Annotated in this window: 17 protein-coding genes; 6 read left to right on the plus strand and 11 right to left on the minus strand. The window is 61.2% G+C overall.

Annotated features, from left to right (window positions below; translation table 11 throughout):
• Positions 1–23 precede the first annotated feature (23 nt).
• From EQV97_RS23410 to EQV97_RS23420, 3 genes are all read left to right on the plus strand, one after another.
• Positions 24–203: a hypothetical protein gene (locus EQV97_RS23410; RefSeq protein ID WP_045058979.1), complete on the plus strand. Its 180-nt coding sequence runs from the start codon at positions 24–26 to the stop codon at positions 201–203.
• Between the two features lie 95 nt (positions 204–298).
• Entirely contained in the window at positions 299–511 is a 213-nt protein-coding gene (locus tag EQV97_RS23415; RefSeq protein WP_240890147.1) for a hypothetical protein, read from the plus strand.
• 125 nt (positions 512–636) lie between these two features.
• A complete protein-coding gene (locus EQV97_RS23420) occupies positions 637–1,332 on the plus strand; it encodes an HAD-IA family hydrolase (protein WP_240890148.1) in 696 nt (231 codons plus the stop codon).
• 65 nt (positions 1,333–1,397) lie between these two features.
• Here EQV97_RS23420 and EQV97_RS23425 read toward each other — a convergent pair whose 3' ends face one another.
• The 7 genes from EQV97_RS23425 to EQV97_RS23455 all read right to left on the minus strand — a co-directional run bounded on the left by EQV97_RS23425 (position 1,398) and on the right by EQV97_RS23455 (position 9,980).
• Positions 1,398–2,144, minus strand: coding sequence for a 3-oxoacyl-ACP reductase family protein (locus EQV97_RS23425; protein ID WP_240890149.1), 747 nt, complete (start codon positions 2,142–2,144; stop codon positions 1,398–1,400).
• 212 nt (positions 2,145–2,356) lie between these two features.
• On the minus strand, positions 2,357–3,598 hold the full coding sequence (locus EQV97_RS23430) for an OprD family porin (protein WP_240890150.1): 1,242 nt from the start codon (positions 3,596–3,598) through the stop codon (positions 2,357–2,359).
• A gap of 152 nt (positions 3,599–3,750) precedes the next feature.
• Positions 3,751–5,490 carry a biotin carboxylase N-terminal domain-containing protein gene (locus EQV97_RS23435; RefSeq protein ID WP_240890151.1) on the minus strand — a complete coding sequence of 580 codons (1,740 nt, stop codon included), beginning with the start codon at positions 5,488–5,490 and terminating at the stop codon, positions 3,751–3,753.
• Positions 5,487–7,106 (minus strand): 5-oxoprolinase/urea amidolyase family protein, encoded by a 1,620-nt coding sequence (locus tag EQV97_RS23440; RefSeq protein WP_240890152.1) that lies wholly within the window; start codon positions 7,104–7,106, stop codon positions 5,487–5,489. The genes EQV97_RS23435 and EQV97_RS23440 overlap by 4 nt, the downstream gene beginning before the upstream one ends.
• A 9-nt stretch (positions 7,107–7,115) precedes the next feature.
• Positions 7,116–7,922 (minus strand): putative hydro-lyase, encoded by an 807-nt coding sequence (locus EQV97_RS23445; RefSeq protein WP_225569152.1) that lies wholly within the window; start codon positions 7,920–7,922, stop codon positions 7,116–7,118.
• Positions 7,919–8,689: a 5-oxoprolinase subunit PxpA gene (locus EQV97_RS23450; protein WP_122838075.1), complete on the minus strand. Its 771-nt coding sequence runs from the start codon at positions 8,687–8,689 to the stop codon at positions 7,919–7,921. Before EQV97_RS23450 ends, EQV97_RS23445 begins: the two co-directional genes overlap by 4 nt.
• A gap of 28 nt (positions 8,690–8,717) precedes the next feature.
• Complete coding sequence (locus tag EQV97_RS23455) at positions 8,718–9,980, minus strand: NRAMP family divalent metal transporter (RefSeq protein WP_240890153.1); 1,263 nt, start codon at positions 9,978–9,980, stop codon at positions 8,718–8,720.
• Between the two features lie 254 nt (positions 9,981–10,234).
• On the opposite strand from EQV97_RS23455, the gene EQV97_RS23460 reads away from it, so the two are divergent.
• Entirely contained in the window at positions 10,235–10,900 is a 666-nt protein-coding gene (locus EQV97_RS23460) for a GntR family transcriptional regulator (protein WP_122838076.1), read from the plus strand.
• Positions 10,901–10,910: 10 nt separating this feature from the next.
• Entirely contained in the window at positions 10,911–11,834 is a 924-nt protein-coding gene (locus EQV97_RS23465; RefSeq protein ID WP_122838077.1) for a LysR family transcriptional regulator, read from the plus strand.
• 165 nt (positions 11,835–11,999) lie between these two features.
• Here the strand turns inward: EQV97_RS23465 and EQV97_RS23470 are convergent, their stop codons facing one another.
• The 3 genes from EQV97_RS23470 to EQV97_RS23480 form a co-directional block, all read right to left on the minus strand.
• Complete coding sequence (locus EQV97_RS23470) at positions 12,000–12,728, minus strand: aspartate/glutamate racemase family protein (RefSeq protein ID WP_122838078.1); 729 nt, start codon at positions 12,726–12,728, stop codon at positions 12,000–12,002.
• A gap of 55 nt (positions 12,729–12,783) precedes the next feature.
• Positions 12,784–14,316 (minus strand): NCS1 family nucleobase:cation symporter-1, encoded by a 1,533-nt coding sequence (locus tag EQV97_RS23475; RefSeq protein ID WP_240890154.1) that lies wholly within the window; start codon positions 14,314–14,316, stop codon positions 12,784–12,786.
• 528 nt (positions 14,317–14,844) lie between these two features.
• Positions 14,845–15,585, minus strand: coding sequence for a phosphoadenylyl-sulfate reductase (locus EQV97_RS23480; RefSeq protein WP_045060980.1), 741 nt, complete (start codon positions 15,583–15,585; stop codon positions 14,845–14,847).
• A 173-nt stretch (positions 15,586–15,758) separates the two neighbouring features.
• Here EQV97_RS23480 and thrH point away from each other — a divergent pair, with 173 nt between their 5' ends.
• Positions 15,759–16,376 carry a bifunctional phosphoserine phosphatase/homoserine phosphotransferase ThrH gene (thrH, locus tag EQV97_RS23485; RefSeq protein WP_122838081.1) on the plus strand — a complete coding sequence of 206 codons (618 nt, stop codon included), beginning with the start codon at positions 15,759–15,761 and terminating at the stop codon, positions 16,374–16,376.
• A gap of 110 nt (positions 16,377–16,486) precedes the next feature.
• Here thrH and pabB read toward each other — a convergent pair whose 3' ends face one another.
• Positions 16,487–17,824 (minus strand): aminodeoxychorismate synthase component I, encoded by a 1,338-nt coding sequence (gene pabB / locus EQV97_RS23490; protein ID WP_240890155.1) that lies wholly within the window; start codon positions 17,822–17,824, stop codon positions 16,487–16,489.
• Positions 17,825–17,827: the final 3 nt, after the last annotated feature.

The following is a 17,827-nucleotide window of genomic DNA, read 5'->3' on the forward strand; positions in this document are numbered from 1 at the left end:
CTGCACCCTGCGAGGTATGCCCCATGACGCCTGAAACAGAAGGCAAGGAAGAAAAAGGTCCGAGTGGACTGCCGTTTATCAACGATCCGGGAAATGAAGATCCAGGGTCGGTAATGGACGATGCAACAGTGCCGCTCAATGACTCCGATGACGCTGGCGATGTCGACTACGAAGACGAAGAGCTGGACGAAGACGAGCAATAAGCTGTCGACCGACTGTCTCTCTCATAGAACGGCCGTGCCGCCGAGGTCGTCGAACTGTCAGGGCCTGCCATTGCAGGCCCGTCGAGAGGTGACCCATGAAATCTGTTCCCAAAGCATTCGACCCGGATGAAACGCCTGAGTATCCCCTGCCATCCCCCACGGACTCCCTGAGTCGCGATCAACGGCCGCCTGACGAAGACACGGCCGTGGAGCAGTTGCCCAGGGATGATGTGAAGCGTGGGGATGTAGAGGCCGTTCCCGATGATCAGGACATTGCAGGAAGTGATGCATCCGACGAACCGAGCTGACGTCGTCGTGGATGTCGGACGCCTTTACCCTTTCCTCAAGTCGATATCCTGCTGAACCCTTTAATCCGTCGCAGAATCGGTGCTAACGTGCGGGTCCTCTTGTTGTTGAAAACGGATCAGACGCGATGAATGCACCGCTGAACGAATTCGGCCCGATCAAGGCTGTGATTTTCGATATGGACGGCTTGTTGCTGGACACCGAGGGCATCTACACCGAGGTCACGTCGATGATTGCCCAGCGCTATGGCCGGGTTTTCGACTGGAGCATCAAACAGAACATCATCGGGCGCGGCGCAAATGATCTGGCGCGCTACGTGGTCGAGGCCCTGGACCTGCCGATCTCCGCAGAAGAATTCCTGGTGATTCGCGAACCGCTGATGCGTGAGCGTTTTCCACACGCGCTGGCAATGCCCGGCGCCCAGGAACTGGTGCGGCACTTGAAGGCGAACAACATCCCCATCGCGGTGGGCACCAGTTCTTCACGTCAGTCCTTCGGCCAGAAAACCACGCTGCACCGGGAGTGGTTCGATTTATTCGATTTCATCGTCACGGCTGATGATCCGGAAGTGGGCGCGGCCAAGCCGGCACCGGACATCTTTCTGACCGCCGCGCGGCGTCTGGGTGTCGATCCGGCCGACTGCCTGGTGTTCGAGGATTCGCCCTTCGGCGTCACAGCAGCGAAGGCGGCGGGCATGACCGCCATTGCCATCCCGGATGCGGCCATGGCCGATGCAAAGTACGCACATGCCGATGGCATCCTGCGCACGCTGAAGGCGTTCAAGCCCGCTGACTGCGGCTTGCCGGCGTTGGAATGGGCGTAAATCAGCAGGCATGAAAAAGCCGGCCACCTGATCAGGTGGCCGGCTTTTTCACGCAGGTGTTGCCATCAGGCGCCAAAGCCGCCGTCGATGGTCAAGCTGGCACCCGTGATGTAGCCCGCTTCAGGGCCCACCAGGTACGCCACGAAGCTGGCGATTTCATCGGCATGACCATAACGACCTACTGCCATCAACGGGATCAGGCTGTCGGCAAAGTCACCCTGTGCAGGGTTCATGTCGGTGTCGACCGGGCCGGGTTGCACGTTGTTGATGGTGATCCCGCGCGGGCCGAGGTCGCGTGCCAGGCCTTTGGTCAGGCCGACCAGCGCCGACTTGCTCATGGCGTACGGACCGCCACCGGCGAAGGGCATGCGATCGGCATTGGTGCTGCCAATATTGATGATGCGACCGCCTTCGGTCATATGCCTGGCAGCGGCCTGGGTAGCAATGAATACACTGCGTACGTTGATGGCCATGGTCTGGTCGAAGTCTTCGAGCTTGAAATCTTCCAATGGCGCAACCGCCAGCACACCTGCGTTGTTGACCAGGATATCCAGCGCGCCAAAGGCTTCGACGGTGGCCGTGACCGCGTGACGGATGGCCTCGGCATCGGCGCTGTCGGCCTTGATGGCCAGGGCCTTGCCGCCATTGGCGGTGATGCTGTTCTGCAATTCTTCGGCTTTTGCCGTGGAGCTTACGTAAGTGAAGGCAACGGCTGCGCCTTCAGCGGCCAGGCGTTTGACGATGGCTGCGCCAATACCGCGGGATCCGCCTTGGATCAAAGCCACTTTGCCGCTGAGGTTCTGAGTAGTCATGTCTGTCTCCAAAGTCGCCGGGGCGAGATGTCCCGGTTGATGGAGCCTAGTATCGGTTCGGGATTAACTGCCGGGTAGACGGTAATCACGATAGTCTGTGTAAACCATAAGTTTACAATGGCTCCTGTGGAAACCATCAGCAGTATCGAATGCCGAGGGCTTCCCAGGGCCGAACAAAGGCTCTGCTCAAACCTCGTCCAAGCGATCCGCCTTTACCACAATGCCAACGTATAACTCAGGATCAGCCGTGTCTCATCCAGGTCATTGCTGAAGTTCGAGCGGACCGTCGCATTTCGAACCTTGACCCCAAGATTCTTCAGCGAACCGCTTTGCACCACGTAGCCGATATCGGTGTTGCGCTCCCACTCTTTCCCCGAGTGACTGCCCGCTACCTGCACATTGTCGCCATTGACGTAACGGGTCATGAAGGTGAGGCCTGGAATGCCCAGTGCGGCGAAGTTGTAGTCATAGCGCACCTGCCATGAGTGCTCATCGGTGTTGGCAAAGTCGTTGATCTGCACAAAGTTGACCAGGTAGGGATCGCTATTGGCGATGTACGGGAACGGGTCGTCACCGCTCATTCGCTGATAGGCGCCGGTCAATACGCTGGAGCCCAGGGTATAGGCCACTTGCCCGTTCGCTGCGCGGTTGTCGAGTGGGCGGAAATTACCGTCGTCGGTACTTTTCGAATAGCGCAGGTCGAACTTGAGCGACTGTTGCGCGGCGAGAGGAATTTCATAGATGACCCCGCCAAAGTACTGTCGATAGATATTTTCCAGGTTGCCGTAGAACAGGCTTGTGCTCAGGGCTTTATTAAAACTGTAGGTGCCGCCGGCAAATCGGAAATCATCGCTGACGCCGCCGATGCGGTTACCCGTGAAGTCCTGGTAGTTTGAAGAACTGTTAAACTTGATTTGCTGCAATTTGCCGCCTTGCAGGGCCAATCGGTCGATATCTTTTGAAGTCAGCAGCGCTCCTTCGAAGGTCGAAGGCAACAAGCGCGTGTCATTACTCGACACGACTGGCGTACGGAAAGCCAGGGAGCCGACTTTGAGTTCCGTTGCAGAGACCTTCGCCTTGGCCGTCAGGCCCAGCTTGGAGTACTCGCTTTGCGAGCCGCGGCCGTTCTTCGAGCTGAGGTCAGCGGGCAACAGGCCGGTGCCACCGGACCCATCGCCGCCGTCGAGCTTGATGCCGAGCATGCCGATGGCGTCGAGGCCAACGCCGACAGTGCCTGCGGTATAACCCGACTCAATGCGCAGCATCGCGCCCTGCGCCCACTCCGCCGCAGCGTCACGCTCTGCCGTGGGCGGGCCGTTACGAAAGTCACGACTGAAGTAGAAGTTGCGCAGTTCCACACTCGCTTTGCTGTCGGCAATAAAGTCGGCCGAGGCGGTCACTGGTAAAACCAGCGCGCAGGTACCTGCAATGGCAAAAGCCTTGTTGATTGACATGCTCTTGATGCTCCAGATAAACGGCAGCTTTTAATGGTCAGGTTTTATTGTTTTTTTCATGAAAAGTTACAGCTGAACTTTTCTGCGGGCAGCACGCGGCAAACGGGTGGTTAACCCGTTGCGCGACTACCTGTAAAAGGAAAAGCTTTGAATCAAGCCAGGGTCTTGATGCGGCCAATCACCGAGCCGGCTTCAAAATAGTCACCTGCCTGTTTGGCGATCTGCACCTGGCCTTCACAAGGTGCAAGGACCGAAGTTTCCATCTTCATGGCTTCTACAACGGCAATGACCTGCCCGGCACTTACCGACTCGCCGTCTTCGACAACCCAGGTATGCAGATTACCCGCCACGGGCGTCAGCACCGCCTGCGGGTCAATGACCTCGGATGGGGCCGCGCTTTCGCTGGTGGTACCCGCTGCATTCAGGCTGACGCCGCGCAGCAGCGCAGCTGGAAGGCCCAGTTCGTGTCGTTTGCCGTCGATCTCGACAAACGTACGCAGTATTTCCGGGTCGGCCGATACAGCAGCACGTGGGGCGAGCGTGATCTGCTCGGCGAAATCGGTCTCGATCCAGCGCGTGTGTACGGCGAATTTATCGGCACCGGTGAAGTCATCATGGTCCATGACGGCCCGGTGGAACGGCAGCACCGAGGCGATGCCCTCGATGTTGAACTCAGCCAGTGCGCGCCGGGCCCGGACGATAGCCTGTTCGCGGGTGGCGCCGGTGACGATCAATTTGGCCATCATCGAATCGAAGGTGCTGGGCACTCGCGAGCCGCTTATAACGCCGCTGTCCAGGCGCACGCCCGGGCCAGATGGTGGCAGGAAATCGGTGATCTGACCGGGGGTGGGCAGGAAGCCTTTGCCCGGGTCTTCCGCGTTGATGCGAAACTCGAAGCTGTGGCCACGCGGGGTCGGCGTCTCGCTGAAGGACAGCGGCAAACCATCGGCGATCCGCAATTGCTCGATCACCAGGTCAACCCCGGTGGTCTCTTCAGTCACCGGGTGCTCGACCTGCAAGCGGGTATTGACCTCAAGGAACGACAGAGTGCCATCCTGGCTGAGCAGGAACTCCACCGTACCGGCACCGACGTAGCCCGCCTTGGCGCAGATATCCTGGGCAGACTGATGAATACGCTGGCGCTGTTGGTCGCTGATAAAAGGCGCAGGCGCTTCCTCCACCAGCTTCTGATTGCGCCGCTGCAAGGAGCAGTCACGCGTGCCGACGACCACGACCTTGCCGTGTTTGTCGGCGAGGATCTGCGCTTCGATGTGCCGGGGCCGGTCGAGGAACTGCTCGACGTAGCATTCGCCACGACCAAAGGCCGCTTCTGCTTCGCGCACGGCTGAGGCGAACAATTCAGCCACCTCATCCATGCGCCAGGCGACTTTCATGCCGCGTCCGCCGCCGCCAAAGGCTGCCTTGATGGCAATTGGCAGGCCGTGCTGCTCGGCAAAGGCCAGTACTTCGGCGGCGCTTTCGACCGGGCCAGAAGTACCGGCCACCAGGGGGGCACCGACCAGGTGGGCAATTTTTCGCGCCTCGACCTTGTCGCCGAGCACGTCGATGGTCTCCGGGTTGGGACCGACCCAGATCAGCCCAGCCTCGATCACTGCCCGGGCGAAGTCGGCCCTCTCAGACAGGAAACCATAGCCGGGGTGCACGGCATCGGCCCCGCTGCGTTGGGCGATGGCGATGAGTTTGCCGATATCCAGGTAGGTCTCGGCCGGGCGCTGGCCATTAAGTGAGTAGGCTTCGTCGGCTTGGCGCACGTGCAGGGCGTCGATGTCCGCATCGGCATACACCGCCACAGACTGCACGCCGTAGTCACTGCAGGCGCGGGCGATGCGGACAGCAATTTCACCACGGTTGGCAATCAGTAATTTCTTCATGGGAGTTTGTTCACATCGGCAGTTGATGAAGAGGCTTGCGTATCGGGTTGCATCTCTTTGAAGCCACCCAGAGGGTTGAAGCGAATCTGCGCATTGACCGGGATCTGGCCCGCCAGGTCCAGGTGGTAGCTGGCGACTGCGCCGATCACCGGGTAACCACCGGTCAACGGGTGATCGGCGAGAAACAGCACCGGTTGGCCGCTGGCCGGAACCTGGATGGCGCCCACGGAAGTGCCTTCGCTGGGCAACTCCTGATGGTTGCTGCGTTCCAGCGGCGTTTCACCCGCCAGGCGAATACCGACCCGGTTGGACTGTGAGGTGACGCGCCACAGCTGGCTGCCCAGACGCTGGATGGCGTCTTCGGTAAACCAGTCAGTGCGCGGCCCCATGACCACGTCGAGGGTCACGATGGTGGCCGCGGTGGGCAGGTCAAAGGCGGGAGATTCGTTCAACGAAACGCTGGTGCCTGTCGTCAGCGCGTTAAAGCCCAGTCGGTCGCCGGCCGCGAGAGCAGGGGGGCCGACCTGGGCGAGCGTGTCGGTGGACAGGCTGCCGAGCACCGCAGTGGCCTCAAAGCCGCCGCGAATCGCCAGGTAACTGCGCAACCCTGCCGAAGGTGAACCCAGGCTGACTTTGTCCCCGGGCTCCAGTTCGATGGGCTGGTAGTTGTCGGCAGACGATTGCAGCCCACTGGCGTTGGTGATGATGATCGGGGTTTGCGCGCCGGTGATTGCGATCACCGCATGGCCATGACAGATGAAGCTCAGGCCGCCGAGCACTGCTTCCACGCAGGCCATGTCCGAAGGGTTGCCGACCGCGCGGTTGGCTGCGCGCAGCGCGCCGAGGTCCAGCGCGCCGGAGCGGGATACGCCTTGGCCGGTCTGGCCGGGTCGGCCCATGTCCTGCAACACGCAGTGCAAGCCGGGCGTAATGATGTGCAGGTAGGCACCGCTGGGGGCGGCGGCGCTTGCCTGCGCAGTGGGGGCGGGCAGGCCGCCTGCCGGAAGCGGGCCGGCATCGGTGAACCGCACTTTGTAGCCGGGGCGAAGCAGGGCCGATTCAGCACGGTTCAGGTCCCACATCTGCAGCGGCGTGACGCCGATGATTTGCCACCCACCAGGGCTGGCCTGCGGGTAAACACCGCTGAATTCCCCCGCCAGGGCAACCGCACCTGCGGGTATGCGGGTACGCGGCGTTTGTCGGCGAGGCACCTGGAAACCCGCACCGCCGGTCAGGTAGGCGAAGCCCGGAGCGAAGCCGCAAAAGGCCACGCTGTAGTCATGGGCGGTGTGGCGTTGAACCACCTCGGCGCGGCTGATCCCCAGCAGCGTTGCGACTTCGTCCAGGTCTTCACCGTTGTAATGAACGGGAATTTCCACCCGGCGATGCTCGATCGCGCGGCGCTGGCTCAGGTCCTGGCCGGCGATACGATTGACCAGCGCCTGCCGCGCAATGGCGCTGGGGCGGAACTGGATCAGCAAGGTTCGTGCGGCAGGAATGATTTCTTCCACGCCCGCAATAGGCTCCGCCGTCAGGGCGTCGAACAATGCCAGGGTCTCATCCAGGTCGTTCAATTCGACGAGCAGGGCGTCCAGGTTTACCGGTAAGAAACGCACAGCAGACTCCTAGACGTGGTACGTGCTGTCGGGCACGTCGGTGATGAACATATGGCCGGGCGAATGGGTGATTGCGAAGGGTACGCCCGAGGCCATGACCGCGGCTTGAGGCGTTACCCCGCAAGCCCAGAACACCGGGACCTCGCCCGGCTCGATGCGCACGGCGTCACCGAAATCGGGCCGGGCCAGGTCCTGGATCCCCAGCAAGCCAGGCTCGCCGACGTGGACCGGGGCCCCATGCACCGAGGGGTAGCGCCCGGAGATACCGCAGGCCTCGGCCACGCGATCAGCGGGGATCGGTCGCATCGACACCACCATCTCACCCTGCAGGCGCCCGGCCGGGCGGCAGGCACGGTTGGTCAGGTACATCGGCACGTTGCAGCCATCGGCGATATGCCGCACTTCAATGCCTGCCTCTTGCAGGGCTGTTTCAAAGGTAAAGCTGCAACCGATCAGGAAGGCCACCATGTCGTCGTGTTCGGCCCAGGCCTGGGTGGCGTCGCTGACTTCCTCCACCAGCTTGCCGTCACGCCAGATGCGGTACAGGGGCAGGTCGGTGCGCAGGTCAGCCCCTGCCGCCAGCCGGGTGTGGGGGCTTGCAGCGTCAGTGACGTCAAGCACCGGACAAGCCTTGGGGTTGCGTTGGGCATACAGCAGGAAGTCGTAGGCCCAGTCGCGGGGCAAGGCAATCAGGTTCGCCTGAGTCATGCCCGGTGCGATGCCGGCGGTGGGGGTGACCAGGCCGCCGCGGTAGGCCGAGCGAGCTTCACGGCCAGCGGCGATGGCCGCCTGGCGAGCGCGTTCCAGGGCGTTCATGGACGACCTCCGGCAAACGGTTGCAGGGACATGTTGGCCTGTTCCAGCACGCGACGCAGTTCACGGGCCATGTCCACCGCTGCCGGGCTATCGCCGTGGACGCAGATCGAGTCGGCCTGGATGCTGACCAGGCTGCCATCGATCGCTTCCAGGGTGCCGTGCTCAACGAGGTGCAGCATGCGTTGGGCGACGAGCTTGGGATCGTGCAGCACGGCGCCGGGTTCGCGGCGAGAGACGAGGGTGCCTTGTGGCGTATAGGCACGGTCAGCGAAGGCTTCGGCGATACACTGCAAGCCCTCGTTACGGGCCAGTTCAATCAGGCTTGAGCCTGCCAATGCAACCAATACCAGGCTGGAGTCGATCGCGCGGATGGCTTCGATCACGGCCAACGCCTGACGACGATCGTGAGCAATGGTGTTGTACAGGGCGCCGTGGGGCTTCACATAGCGCACGCTGCTGCCAGCGGCCTTCGCCAGGCCCTGCAGCGCGCCGATCTGGTAGATCACGTCAGCCGTCAGTTCATCGCTGGACAGGTCCATGTTGCGGCGGCCAAAGCCGACTTTGTCCGGATAAGCGACATGGGCACCAATGGTGACGTTTTTTGCCACCGCAGCTTTCAGCGTCTGCAGGATGCCGGCCGGGTCGCCGGCGTGAAAACCGCAGGCGACATTGGCGCTGGTCACGACGTCGAGCATCGCGGCATCGTCGCCCATGCGCCAGGCGCCGAAGCTTTCGCCCAGGTCGCTGTTGATGTCTATCGTTGGCATTAACTTGACTCCTTGTTCGTCATCGGGCTCAGGCAATGTTGAGGAAGGCGAAAATCGGCCCGACGGATTTGATCGCCATGTACCAGGTCAGCAGGCAGGTCAGGGCGCCTAGCAGCAACAGCCAGCGAGGGTAATGATAACCGTCCATGAGGTCGGACCGGCGCCAGCCCACGTAGATGAAGATGCTCAGGCCGATGGGCAGTATCAGGCCATTAAAGCCGCCCGCGAAGAGCAACAATGCCGCCGGAGCCGTACCCATCAGGACAAAGATCAGCAGTGACAGGGCGATGAACACCATCGTGGCGCGGTTGCGTCCTTTCTCGGTGATGCTCGGCATGAACACGGTGATGAAGGAAATGGACGTGTAAGCCGCGCCGATCACACTGGTGATACTGGCGGCCCAGAGGATGAGGCCGAAAACGCGCAGGCCGATTTGCCCAGCCGCTGCCTGGAAGGCTTGCGCGGCCGGATTGGCGCCCTGACCCGAGGTGTCGATAACGACGCCACTGGCCACCACGCCAAGGATGGCGAGAAACAGGACGTAGCGCATCAGGCCGGTGACCAGGATGCCGCTCAGGGCTGCCTTGGTCACTGCCTGGAGGTTTTCGACTCCGGTAGTACCGCGGTCCAGCAGTTTGTGAGCCCCGGCATAAGTGATGTAACCGCCGACCGTGCCGCCGACAATGGTGGTAATGGTGGCGAAGTTGATCTGGTCCGGAAGTACGGTCTGGTAGAGCGCCTCACCCAGTGGCGGATTGGAGGCGAAGGCCACGAACAGCGTCAGGCCAATCATCACCAGGCCCAGCACCACGATCAGCCGGTCGACGGCCAATCCGGCGCGGTGGGAGAGGAAGATGCCGATGGCCAGCAGGGCGCTCAGGCTGCCGCCCCATTTTGCATCAAGCCCCATCAGCGCGTTCAGGCCCAGCCCGGCACCGGCGATGTTGCCGACGTTGAACACCAGGCCGCCGAAGATCACCAGCACCGCCAGCAGGTAACCACTGCCTGGAATCGCTTTATTGGCCACGTCTGCGGCACGCATTCGGGTCAGGGTGACGATGCGCCAGACGTTCAGTTGCACCACGAAGTCGATAAGAATCGACGCCAGGATACCGAACGCAAATGCCGCACCCATCTTGGCCGTGAAGGTGGCGGTCTGGGTAATGAATCCAGGACCGATGGCAGAAGTCGCCATCATGAAAATGGCGGCGACCAGGGAGGACCGTCGCGCCTTGGCAAAATCCTGAGCGGTCTGTGTCCCGGCGGACGGTGTCACGGCTGTCTCTGTCACGGCATCATTCCTTCGGTAGGGGATGGTTTGATTGGGCAACGAGCGTGCCAGGTTTCAATCATATGGCTGAAAGTGTTGATGCATGGCTATTTGATTGTTGAACAATCCATTCATGGTAGTTCCACAATACGCACCAGTTTGTAACCATATCACTCCTGCGTGTTACTTATTGATGCACTCGGCACCCTCGGTTCTTGCTATGCGCTGAGCTCTGATAGAACATCAAAATGACTTTCCCTGACTCTGGACCGCACATGAACGACGTTGCACATTCCCTTCCGCGCTCGCTGGGTGAGTCCATTACCCAGGAGGTCCGCAGGATGCTGGTCGAAGGCGAATTGGTACCGGGCCAACGGCTGTCCGAAGCGGCGCTGGCCGATAGTCTGCAGATTTCCCGCAACACGCTCAGAGAGGCATTCAGGGTCCTGACCCGTGAGGGTTTGCTCAAGCATGAGCCTAATCGCGGGGTCACTGTGGCGGTGCCTGATATGGCGTCGATCATTGACATCTATCGTGTACGCCGCTTTATCGAATGCAAGGCCATTGCCCAGGGGTACCCGCTGCACCCGGGGGCATTGCATATGCGTCAGGCGGTGGAGGCGGGGATGCAAGCGCGCGAAGCCAAGGATTGGAAAGCAGTCGGCACCGCTAACATGATGTTCCACAAGGCTATCGTCGAGCTCGCCGACAGCCCGCGATTGGTGGTGTTCTATGGGCAGATATCGGCCGAGTTGCGCTTGGCGTTCGGCCTGTTGGATGACGCCGAATTCCTGCACATGCCTTACGTCGACATGAACATTTCAGTCTTGCGTTGCATAGAAGAGGGGCGACCGGAGGAGGCGACCCGGATGCTCGAAGCCTATCTGGTGCAATCGGAGCGCACCGTTCTGGCGGCCTACGAACGCAGCATGAATCGATAGTCAGCCCCGCATGGAAACCTTCAGCAGTATCGAATGCTTTGTACGCAGTGCCGAAGTCGGCAGCTTCGCCGAAGCCGCGCGGCGCCTGAGCCTTACGCCGGCGGCGGTGGGCAAGAGCGTCGCCAAGCTGGAGGCGCGCCTTGGCGTGCGCTTGTTCCAGCGCAGTACGCGCAGCTTGAGGTTGACCGAAGCCGGCCAACTGTTTCTTGGCGAGGTCAGCGCCAGCCTGAACACCATCCAGAACGCCGTGGCCAACCTGGCCAGCGCGCAGGGGCTGCCGGCGGGGACGTTGAAGGTCAGCATGGGCACGATGTTCGGTCGGTTGTACGTAGTGCCCCTGCTAGGCGAGTTTTTGCGGCGGTTCCCGGCCATCAACCCTGACTGGCATTTCGATAACCGCCAGGTCGATCTGATCGCCCAAGGGTTTGACGCGGCGATTGGCGGCGGGTTTGACCTGCCCCAGGGCGTGGTCGCTCGCAAGCTGACGCCGGCGCATCGGGTGCTGGTGGCTTCTGCGGACTATCTGGCGAGCCGGGCGCCGATCCTGGAGCCTGAAGATCTCGGGCATCACGACGGTATCCTGATTCGTTCGCCGCAAACCGGGCGCGTGCGCTCTTGGCAGTTGACCAGTCGCACCCGGCAACACAGCCCCCTGGTGCTCAAGGCGCGGATGACCATGAGCGATTCCGAAGCGGCCTGTGCCACGGCGGCTCAAGGCTTGGGCGTGGCCTTGGTCAGCATGCCCTTTGCGTTGGGGTATCTGGAGGCGGGGACCTTGCAGCGGGTGTTGCCGGACTGGTGCGTCGACGATGGCAACATTTCCATCTACTACGCCGAACACAAGTTGCTGCCGGGCAAGACCCGGGCATTTGTGGATTTTGTGATTGAGCAGTTCGCGCAGCAGGGCTTGGGGCAGAGATTCAGTGCTATCTGAGCAAGGCTTGCCACCGAGGTGCTCCCATCGCGGGCAAGCCCGCTCCCACAGGTTCGATGTTGTCTCCAATTACAGCTGATACCTGTGGCCCCCAGGTTCGATGTGGTCTTCAGTTATATGGGGTACCTGTGGGAGCGGGCTTGCCCGCGATTGGGGCGCTTCGGTCTACCGACCAAACCGCACCGGCCAACCAATGATCTTCTTCGGCCGCGGCGTCGCATAGGTGCGCACCTTGGACGTCGACAAGCCCAGTCGCACCAGTGATTCGGCAATGGTAACCGCCGCTGTCACGCCATCCACGACCGGCACGCCGGTGCGCTGGCGGATCTGCTCGTCCAGCCCGGCCATCCCGCCGCAACCCAGGCAAATTACCTCGGCCTTGTCTTCGAGCACCGCCAATTCCGCCTGGCGGACAATGGCTTCCAGCGCACGCTGCGGATCCGATTCCAGCTCCAGCACCGCCAGGCCACTGGCCCGCACGGAGGCGCAGCGGTCCCACAGGCCGGAGAGCTTTAACCGGTCCTCGATCAGGGGCACGGTGCGATCCAGGGTCGTGACCACCGAGTAGGCATGGCCGAGAAACATCGCGGTACTGGCGGCCGCATCGGTGATGTCCACCACCGGCACGTCCAGCAGTTCCTGCAGGCCTTCGCGGCCGTGCTCGCCGTAACCGGCCTGGATCACCGCGTCGAAAGGCTGGTCGTAAGACATCACCCGGTCCATCACGGCAATCGCCGCCAGGTAACTTTCGAAATTGCCCTCCACTGAGTCGGCGCCGAAATACGGCGTCAGGCCAATGATTTCCGTGCCCGGGGCAGCCACTGCCTGGGCCGAACGGGCGATTGCCTGGGTGATGGACTCGGTGGTGTTGACGTTGACCACGAGAATTCGCATGGGAGGTCCTTATAGCGGGTGGTTCTGCGGCCCGACGTCGCCGGGCCGCCAAGGGTTAGTGACCGGCGTTGTCGACCGCGATGGATTCACCGCTGACGTCAGCGTAATGAGGCTCGCGCCGGGCGATGATCAGGTAGAGCATCCCGGCAATCCCGGCTCCGATCAGCCAGGAAAACGGGGACACGCTGTGAAAGCCCGGCACCAGTGCCAGGACGATGGCGATCAGCGCTGCAGGAATGAACGCTGCCACCGCGCGCAGGTTGACGCCGCGGCTGTAGTAGTAGGCGCCGTCGGGGTCTTCGCTGTACAGCTGAGGCACGTTGACCTGGCCTTTTCGCACCAGCCAGTAATCGACCATGATCACCCCGTACAGCGGCCCCAGCAGGGCGCCCAGGCCGGACAGGAAGTACACGATCACCAGCGGGCTGTTGTAGAGGTTCCACGGCAGGATCAGCACCGCAAGGGTGGCGCTGATCAGGCCGGCGCGGCGGAAGGTCAGGTATTTTGGTGCCAGGTTACTCAGCACGAAAGCGGGTGCGACGAAGTTGGCCATGATGTTCACGGCCACCGTGACGATCAGGAAGGCCAGGCAGCCCAGCACCAGGAAGAAGGTGTTGGGGATCGAGGCAATGATCTCGGTCGGGCTTTCGATGATTCGGCCATTAATTTGGAATTGCGCGCCGCACAACAGCACGGTGATGGCCGCAAACACCAGGATGTTTACCGGCAGCCCCCAGAAATTGCCGACCTTGATGGTCTTGCGGCAGGGCGAAGAGCGGGCAAAATCGCAGAAATTGAGGATCAGCGTGCCGTAGATGGCCAGCCACAAGGCGCCGCCAGCAAAGATGTTGCGCCACATCTCGCCGCCGCTCAGCGGTTCGCGGATCGACCAGGCGATGGTCGCATCGGCCTGGGTGTACATCCACCCGGCGAGGGCGGCGACGGTCAGCAGGATCACCGGGCCGGCAAACGCTTCATAGCGTCGCACCATCTCCATGCCATAGGCCAGGATGGCCAGTTGCACCAGCCAGATCGCCACGAAACACACCCAGCCCAGGCTCGACAGGCCAAGGATCGAGTTGTGGTCGTAGTCGGCGAAACCGGGGTGCACTGCCGTCAGCAGCACCCGGAACACCACCGAGGCCAGGTACGTCTGGATACCAAACCAGGCGATGGCGATAATGGCGCGGATCAATGCAGGAATCTGCGCGCCATGGATGCCGAAACTGATCCGGCTGATCACCGGAAACGGCACGCCGGTTTTCTGGCCCATGTAGCCGGACAGGTTCATGAAGAAGTAGACGAGAGCTGCGCCGATCCCCAGGGACAGCAGAATCTGCCAACCCCCGAGCCCCAGCGCATACAGGCCGATGGCGAAAGAGTAGTTGGCGATGTTGTGCACATCGTTGGTCCACAGGGCGAAAATACTGTAGCGGCCCCAGCGCCGCCCCTCGGCCTTGGTCGGTGCCAGGTCTTTGTTGTGCAGGCGCGGGCTGAGAACGACGGGGCCGTCGCAAGGTTGATCAAAGGGTGAAGGAGGGAGGTGTAGATCCAGCGCGATATTGTTATTGGAGAGGCTAGTACGCATTCCGGCAGGCTCCTGAAGCTTGGCGTTGCGATGACTGTGCTTGAGCAAGGGCTCGACAAATCTTCGTCGCGAACGGCAAACATCATTGGTTTCGGGGCATCTGCAGCCTGTACGGGATAGGGCGCTTCAGGCTTGCGGATCTAAAGTGTGTGTATGTTTTGGATTGTGTTGTATACAAAACATGTATGCACTCAAGCGAGATCTGTGCCAGATAACGATCTATGAAAGTGGCTGTTAATTTCCTTTCGTTATCTAATTTCGTTAACTAATTGATTAATAAGCTAAATAAACTGACTGTTTGATCAGCTATTTATTTTTACGGAGGGGGCGTGAGTACAGGGTCGGCGGAGGGGGTGAGGGCGGGCAAATGTAACTTTTTGGGGCGCTGAAACAAAAAGTGCACACACAAATGGCACCGATGGTGACATTCGTGTGTACACATTCTCGCAACTCCGCTCCTACAGGGTGTTCACGGCCATCTTCGAGTGGCCCCCCCGGCGCGAGCTCGCTTCTACAGTGAAGCGACAGTTATGCCTTGGACTTGCCGATGATGTTGCCCGCATGCAACCCGCACTCTTTCTGCGTCGCCTCTTCCCACCACCAGCGACCTTCGCGTTCATGCTGGTTCGGCAGCACCGGGCGGGTGCAGGGTTCGCAGCCGATGCTGATGAAGCCGCGCTCGTGCAGGCTGTTGTACGGCAGTTCGAGCATGCGGATGTAGCCCCAGATCTCTTCGCTGGTCATCTGCGCCAGCGGGTTGAACTTGTACAGGGTGCGTTCGGGGGTGGAAAACGCGGTGTCGATTTCCATCACCGCCACCGCACTGCGCGTGCCCGGGCTCTGGTCGCGCCGCTGGCCGGTCGCCCATGCGCGCACGCCCGACAGTTTGCGCCGCAGCGGTTCGATCTTGCGGATGCCACAGCATTCGCCATGACCGTCCTTATAGAAACTGAACAGGCCTTTTTCCTTCACGAAAGGTTCAAGTTTCGTGTAGTCCGGCGACACGAGCTCGATCTCGATCTTGTAGTGCTCGCGCACCTGATCGATGAAGCGGTAGGTCTCTGGATGCAGGCGGCCGGTGTCGAGGCTGAACACCTTGACGTTCTTGTTCAGCTTCCAGGCCATGTCCACGAGCACCACGTCTTCGGCGCCGCTGAAGGATATCCACAGGTCATCGCCGAACTCGGCAAACGCGAGTTTGAGAATGTCCTGGGCAGATTTATTGGCATAGGTCGTGGCGAGTTCCACGACATCGAACGATGGGCTCATCAGGGCGGCTTCCTACAGGTCGGTGGCGCTGGGCGCTCTATATGGGGCTGATGGTAACAAAATCCGACAAGCGCTGGCGCGTCCTCTGCGTTGCGCAGGCCAGTGCGAGTGGTTAGAGTTCGGCAGTCTTTTTGCTCGCTCGACTCAATAATCACTACAAATGGGAGTGTCTTGTGGAAATTGCATGCCTGGATCTTGAAGGGGTACTGGTTCCGGAAATCTGGATCGCCTTCGCCGAAAAAACCGGGATCGAATCCCTCAAGGCCACCACTCGGGACATTCCCGACTACGACGTGCTGATGAAACAGCGCCTGCGGATTCTCGACGAGCACGGCCTGAAGCTGTCTGATATCCAGGAAGTGATCGCCACGTTGAAGCCACTGGACGGTGCGGTGGAGTTCGTCAATTGGCTGCGTGAACGCTTTCAGGTGGTGATCCTGTCGGATACGTTCTACGAATTCTCCCAGCCTTTAATGCGCCAGCTGGGTTTTCCGACGCTGCTGTGCCATCGGCTGATTACCGATGACGCCGGTCGAGTGACGAACTATCAGTTGCGTCAGAGAGACCCCAAGCGCCAGTCGGTCCTGGCCTTCAAGAGTCTCTATTATCGCGTGATCGCGGCAGGTGATTCGTACAATGACACGACGATGCTGGGCGAAGCGGATGCGGGAATCCTGTTCCATGCGCCGGACAATGTAATCCGCGAGTTCCCGCAATTCCCGGCGGTGCATACCTTTGAGGAGCTGAAGCAGGAATTCATCAAGGCCTCGAACCGGGCCCTGAGTCTGTAGTCGCCAGTTCGAGCGCCATCGCGGGCAAGCCCGCTCCCACAGTTTTTGTGCCGGACACTTAATTGTGGTTCGACCTGAAACCTGTGGGAGCGGGCTTGCCCGCGATGCTTCTAGAGGTTCTGCAGGGTATCGAGCAGCACCTTCACCTTGGTGATCGACTCCGCATACTCGGCCTGCCACTGAGAGTCCGCGACGATCCCGCCGCCGCCCCAGCAACACACCTGCCCGTCCTTGACCAGCAAACTGCGAATGGCGATGGAGCTGTCCATCTCGCCGCGCACGTCCAGATACAACAGCGAGCCGCAATACAGGCCCCGTCGCGTCGGTTCCAGTTCGTCAATGATCTGCATCGCGCGGATTTTCGGTGCGCCGGTAATCGAGCCTCCGGGGAAGCTGCCGGCAATCAGGTCCAGGGCGTCGCGGTCGGCGGCCAGTTCACCGGTGACGCTGCTCACCAGATGGTGCACGTTGGGGTAGCTTTCCAGGCTGAACAGCTCCGGCACCCGCACCGAACCGATGCGGCAGGTGCGGCCGAGGTCGTTGCGCAGCAGGTCGACGATCATCAGGTTCTCGGCGCGATCCTTGGGGCTGGCCAGCAGTTCAGCGGCGTTGGCTGCGTCTTCAGCTGCGGTCTGGCCACGGGGCCGCGTGCCTTTGATCGGGCGGGTTTCGACCAGGCCATGGCTGACTTTGACGAAACGCTCGGGTGAAAGGCTCAGCACCGCACCGCCATCAGGCAGGCTCTGGAAACCGGAAAAAGGCGTCGGGCAGGCCGCTCGCAGGGCGCAATAGGCCGCCCAGGGATCGCCCTGGCACTCGGCGCGGAAACGCTGGGCGAAGTTGACCTGGTAGCAATCGCCGGCCTGGATGTACTGCTGGATACGCTCCAGCGCCTGGCGATACTCGTCGGCGCTCAGGTCGGGGCTCATCGGCGCAGTCAGCCGGAACGGCTCGATTTCATCGCTGGTCGTTCCACTGAACAGTTCGATCAGGCGCTGGCGTTCGCTATCGGCCAGCGTCGGGTGAAATACCAGTTGGCTGGTGGCCTGCTGGTGGTCGCTGATCAGGGCCCAGGCATACAGCCCGAAGCGAGCGTCCGGCAGGTGCAGATCGTCCCTGGCCACGCTCGGCAGGTGCTCAAGGTGGCGGCCGAAGTCATAGCTCAGGTAGCCGATCAGCCCGCCGGCGAAAGGCAGGTCGAGCGGTAGCGAGGCTTCACCCAGGCGCGTCAGGTTGTCCCGCAGGCGTTGCAGGAAATCGCTGCCACTTTCGTCAGGCAGCACCGCCAGTTGCTCCAGCGGCCAGGCGCTGAGCAGGTCATGGCGACCTCGGTCGGCGGTCGGACGGCCGCTGTCGAGCAGCACGGCGCCCGGGGCATGGCGAATGATCGCGAAATAGTCGGCAGGATTGGCGCGATAGGGCAGCGGGTGTACCGAGCAGGTCAGCATCGA

It is taken from the genome of Pseudomonas sp. TMW22090 (assembly GCF_022496665.1).
Classification (GTDB): domain Bacteria; phylum Pseudomonadota; class Gammaproteobacteria; order Pseudomonadales; family Pseudomonadaceae; genus Aquipseudomonas; species Aquipseudomonas gregormendelii.

Coding starts and splice junctions, on each gene's coding strand:
- EQV97_RS23410 (WP_045058979.1), top strand. CDS start 24: ATGACGCCTGAAACAGAAGGCAAGGAAGAAAAAGGTCCGAGTGGACTG.
- EQV97_RS23415 (WP_240890147.1), top strand. CDS start 299: ATGAAATCTGTTCCCAAAGCATTCGACCCGGATGAAACGCCTGAGTAT.
- EQV97_RS23420 (WP_240890148.1), top strand. CDS start 637: ATGAATGCACCGCTGAACGAATTCGGCCCGATCAAGGCTGTGATTTTC.
- EQV97_RS23425 (WP_240890149.1), bottom strand. CDS start 2,144: ATGACTACTCAGAACCTCAGCGGCAAAGTGGCTTTGATCCAAGGCGGA.
- EQV97_RS23430 (WP_240890150.1), bottom strand. CDS start 3,598: ATGTCAATCAACAAGGCTTTTGCCATTGCAGGTACCTGCGCGCTGGTT.
- EQV97_RS23435 (WP_240890151.1), bottom strand. CDS start 5,490: ATGAAGAAATTACTGATTGCCAACCGTGGTGAAATTGCTGTCCGCATC.
- EQV97_RS23445 (WP_225569152.1), bottom strand. CDS start 7,922: ATGAACGCCCTGGAACGCGCTCGCCAGGCGGCCATCGCCGCTGGCCGT.
- EQV97_RS23450 (WP_122838075.1), bottom strand. CDS start 8,689: ATGCCAACGATAGACATCAACAGCGACCTGGGCGAAAGCTTCGGCGCC.
- EQV97_RS23460 (WP_122838076.1), top strand. CDS start 10,235: ATGAACGACGTTGCACATTCCCTTCCGCGCTCGCTGGGTGAGTCCATT.
- EQV97_RS23465 (WP_122838077.1), top strand. CDS start 10,911: ATGGAAACCTTCAGCAGTATCGAATGCTTTGTACGCAGTGCCGAAGTC.
- EQV97_RS23470 (WP_122838078.1), bottom strand. CDS start 12,728: ATGCGAATTCTCGTGGTCAACGTCAACACCACCGAGTCCATCACCCAG.
- EQV97_RS23475 (WP_240890154.1), bottom strand. CDS start 14,316: ATGCGTACTAGCCTCTCCAATAACAATATCGCGCTGGATCTACACCTC.
- EQV97_RS23480 (WP_045060980.1), bottom strand. CDS start 15,585: ATGAGCCCATCGTTCGATGTCGTGGAACTCGCCACGACCTATGCCAAT.
- pabB (WP_240890155.1), bottom strand. CDS start 17,824: ATGCTGACCTGCTCGGTACACCCGCTGCCCTATCGCGCCAATCCTGCC.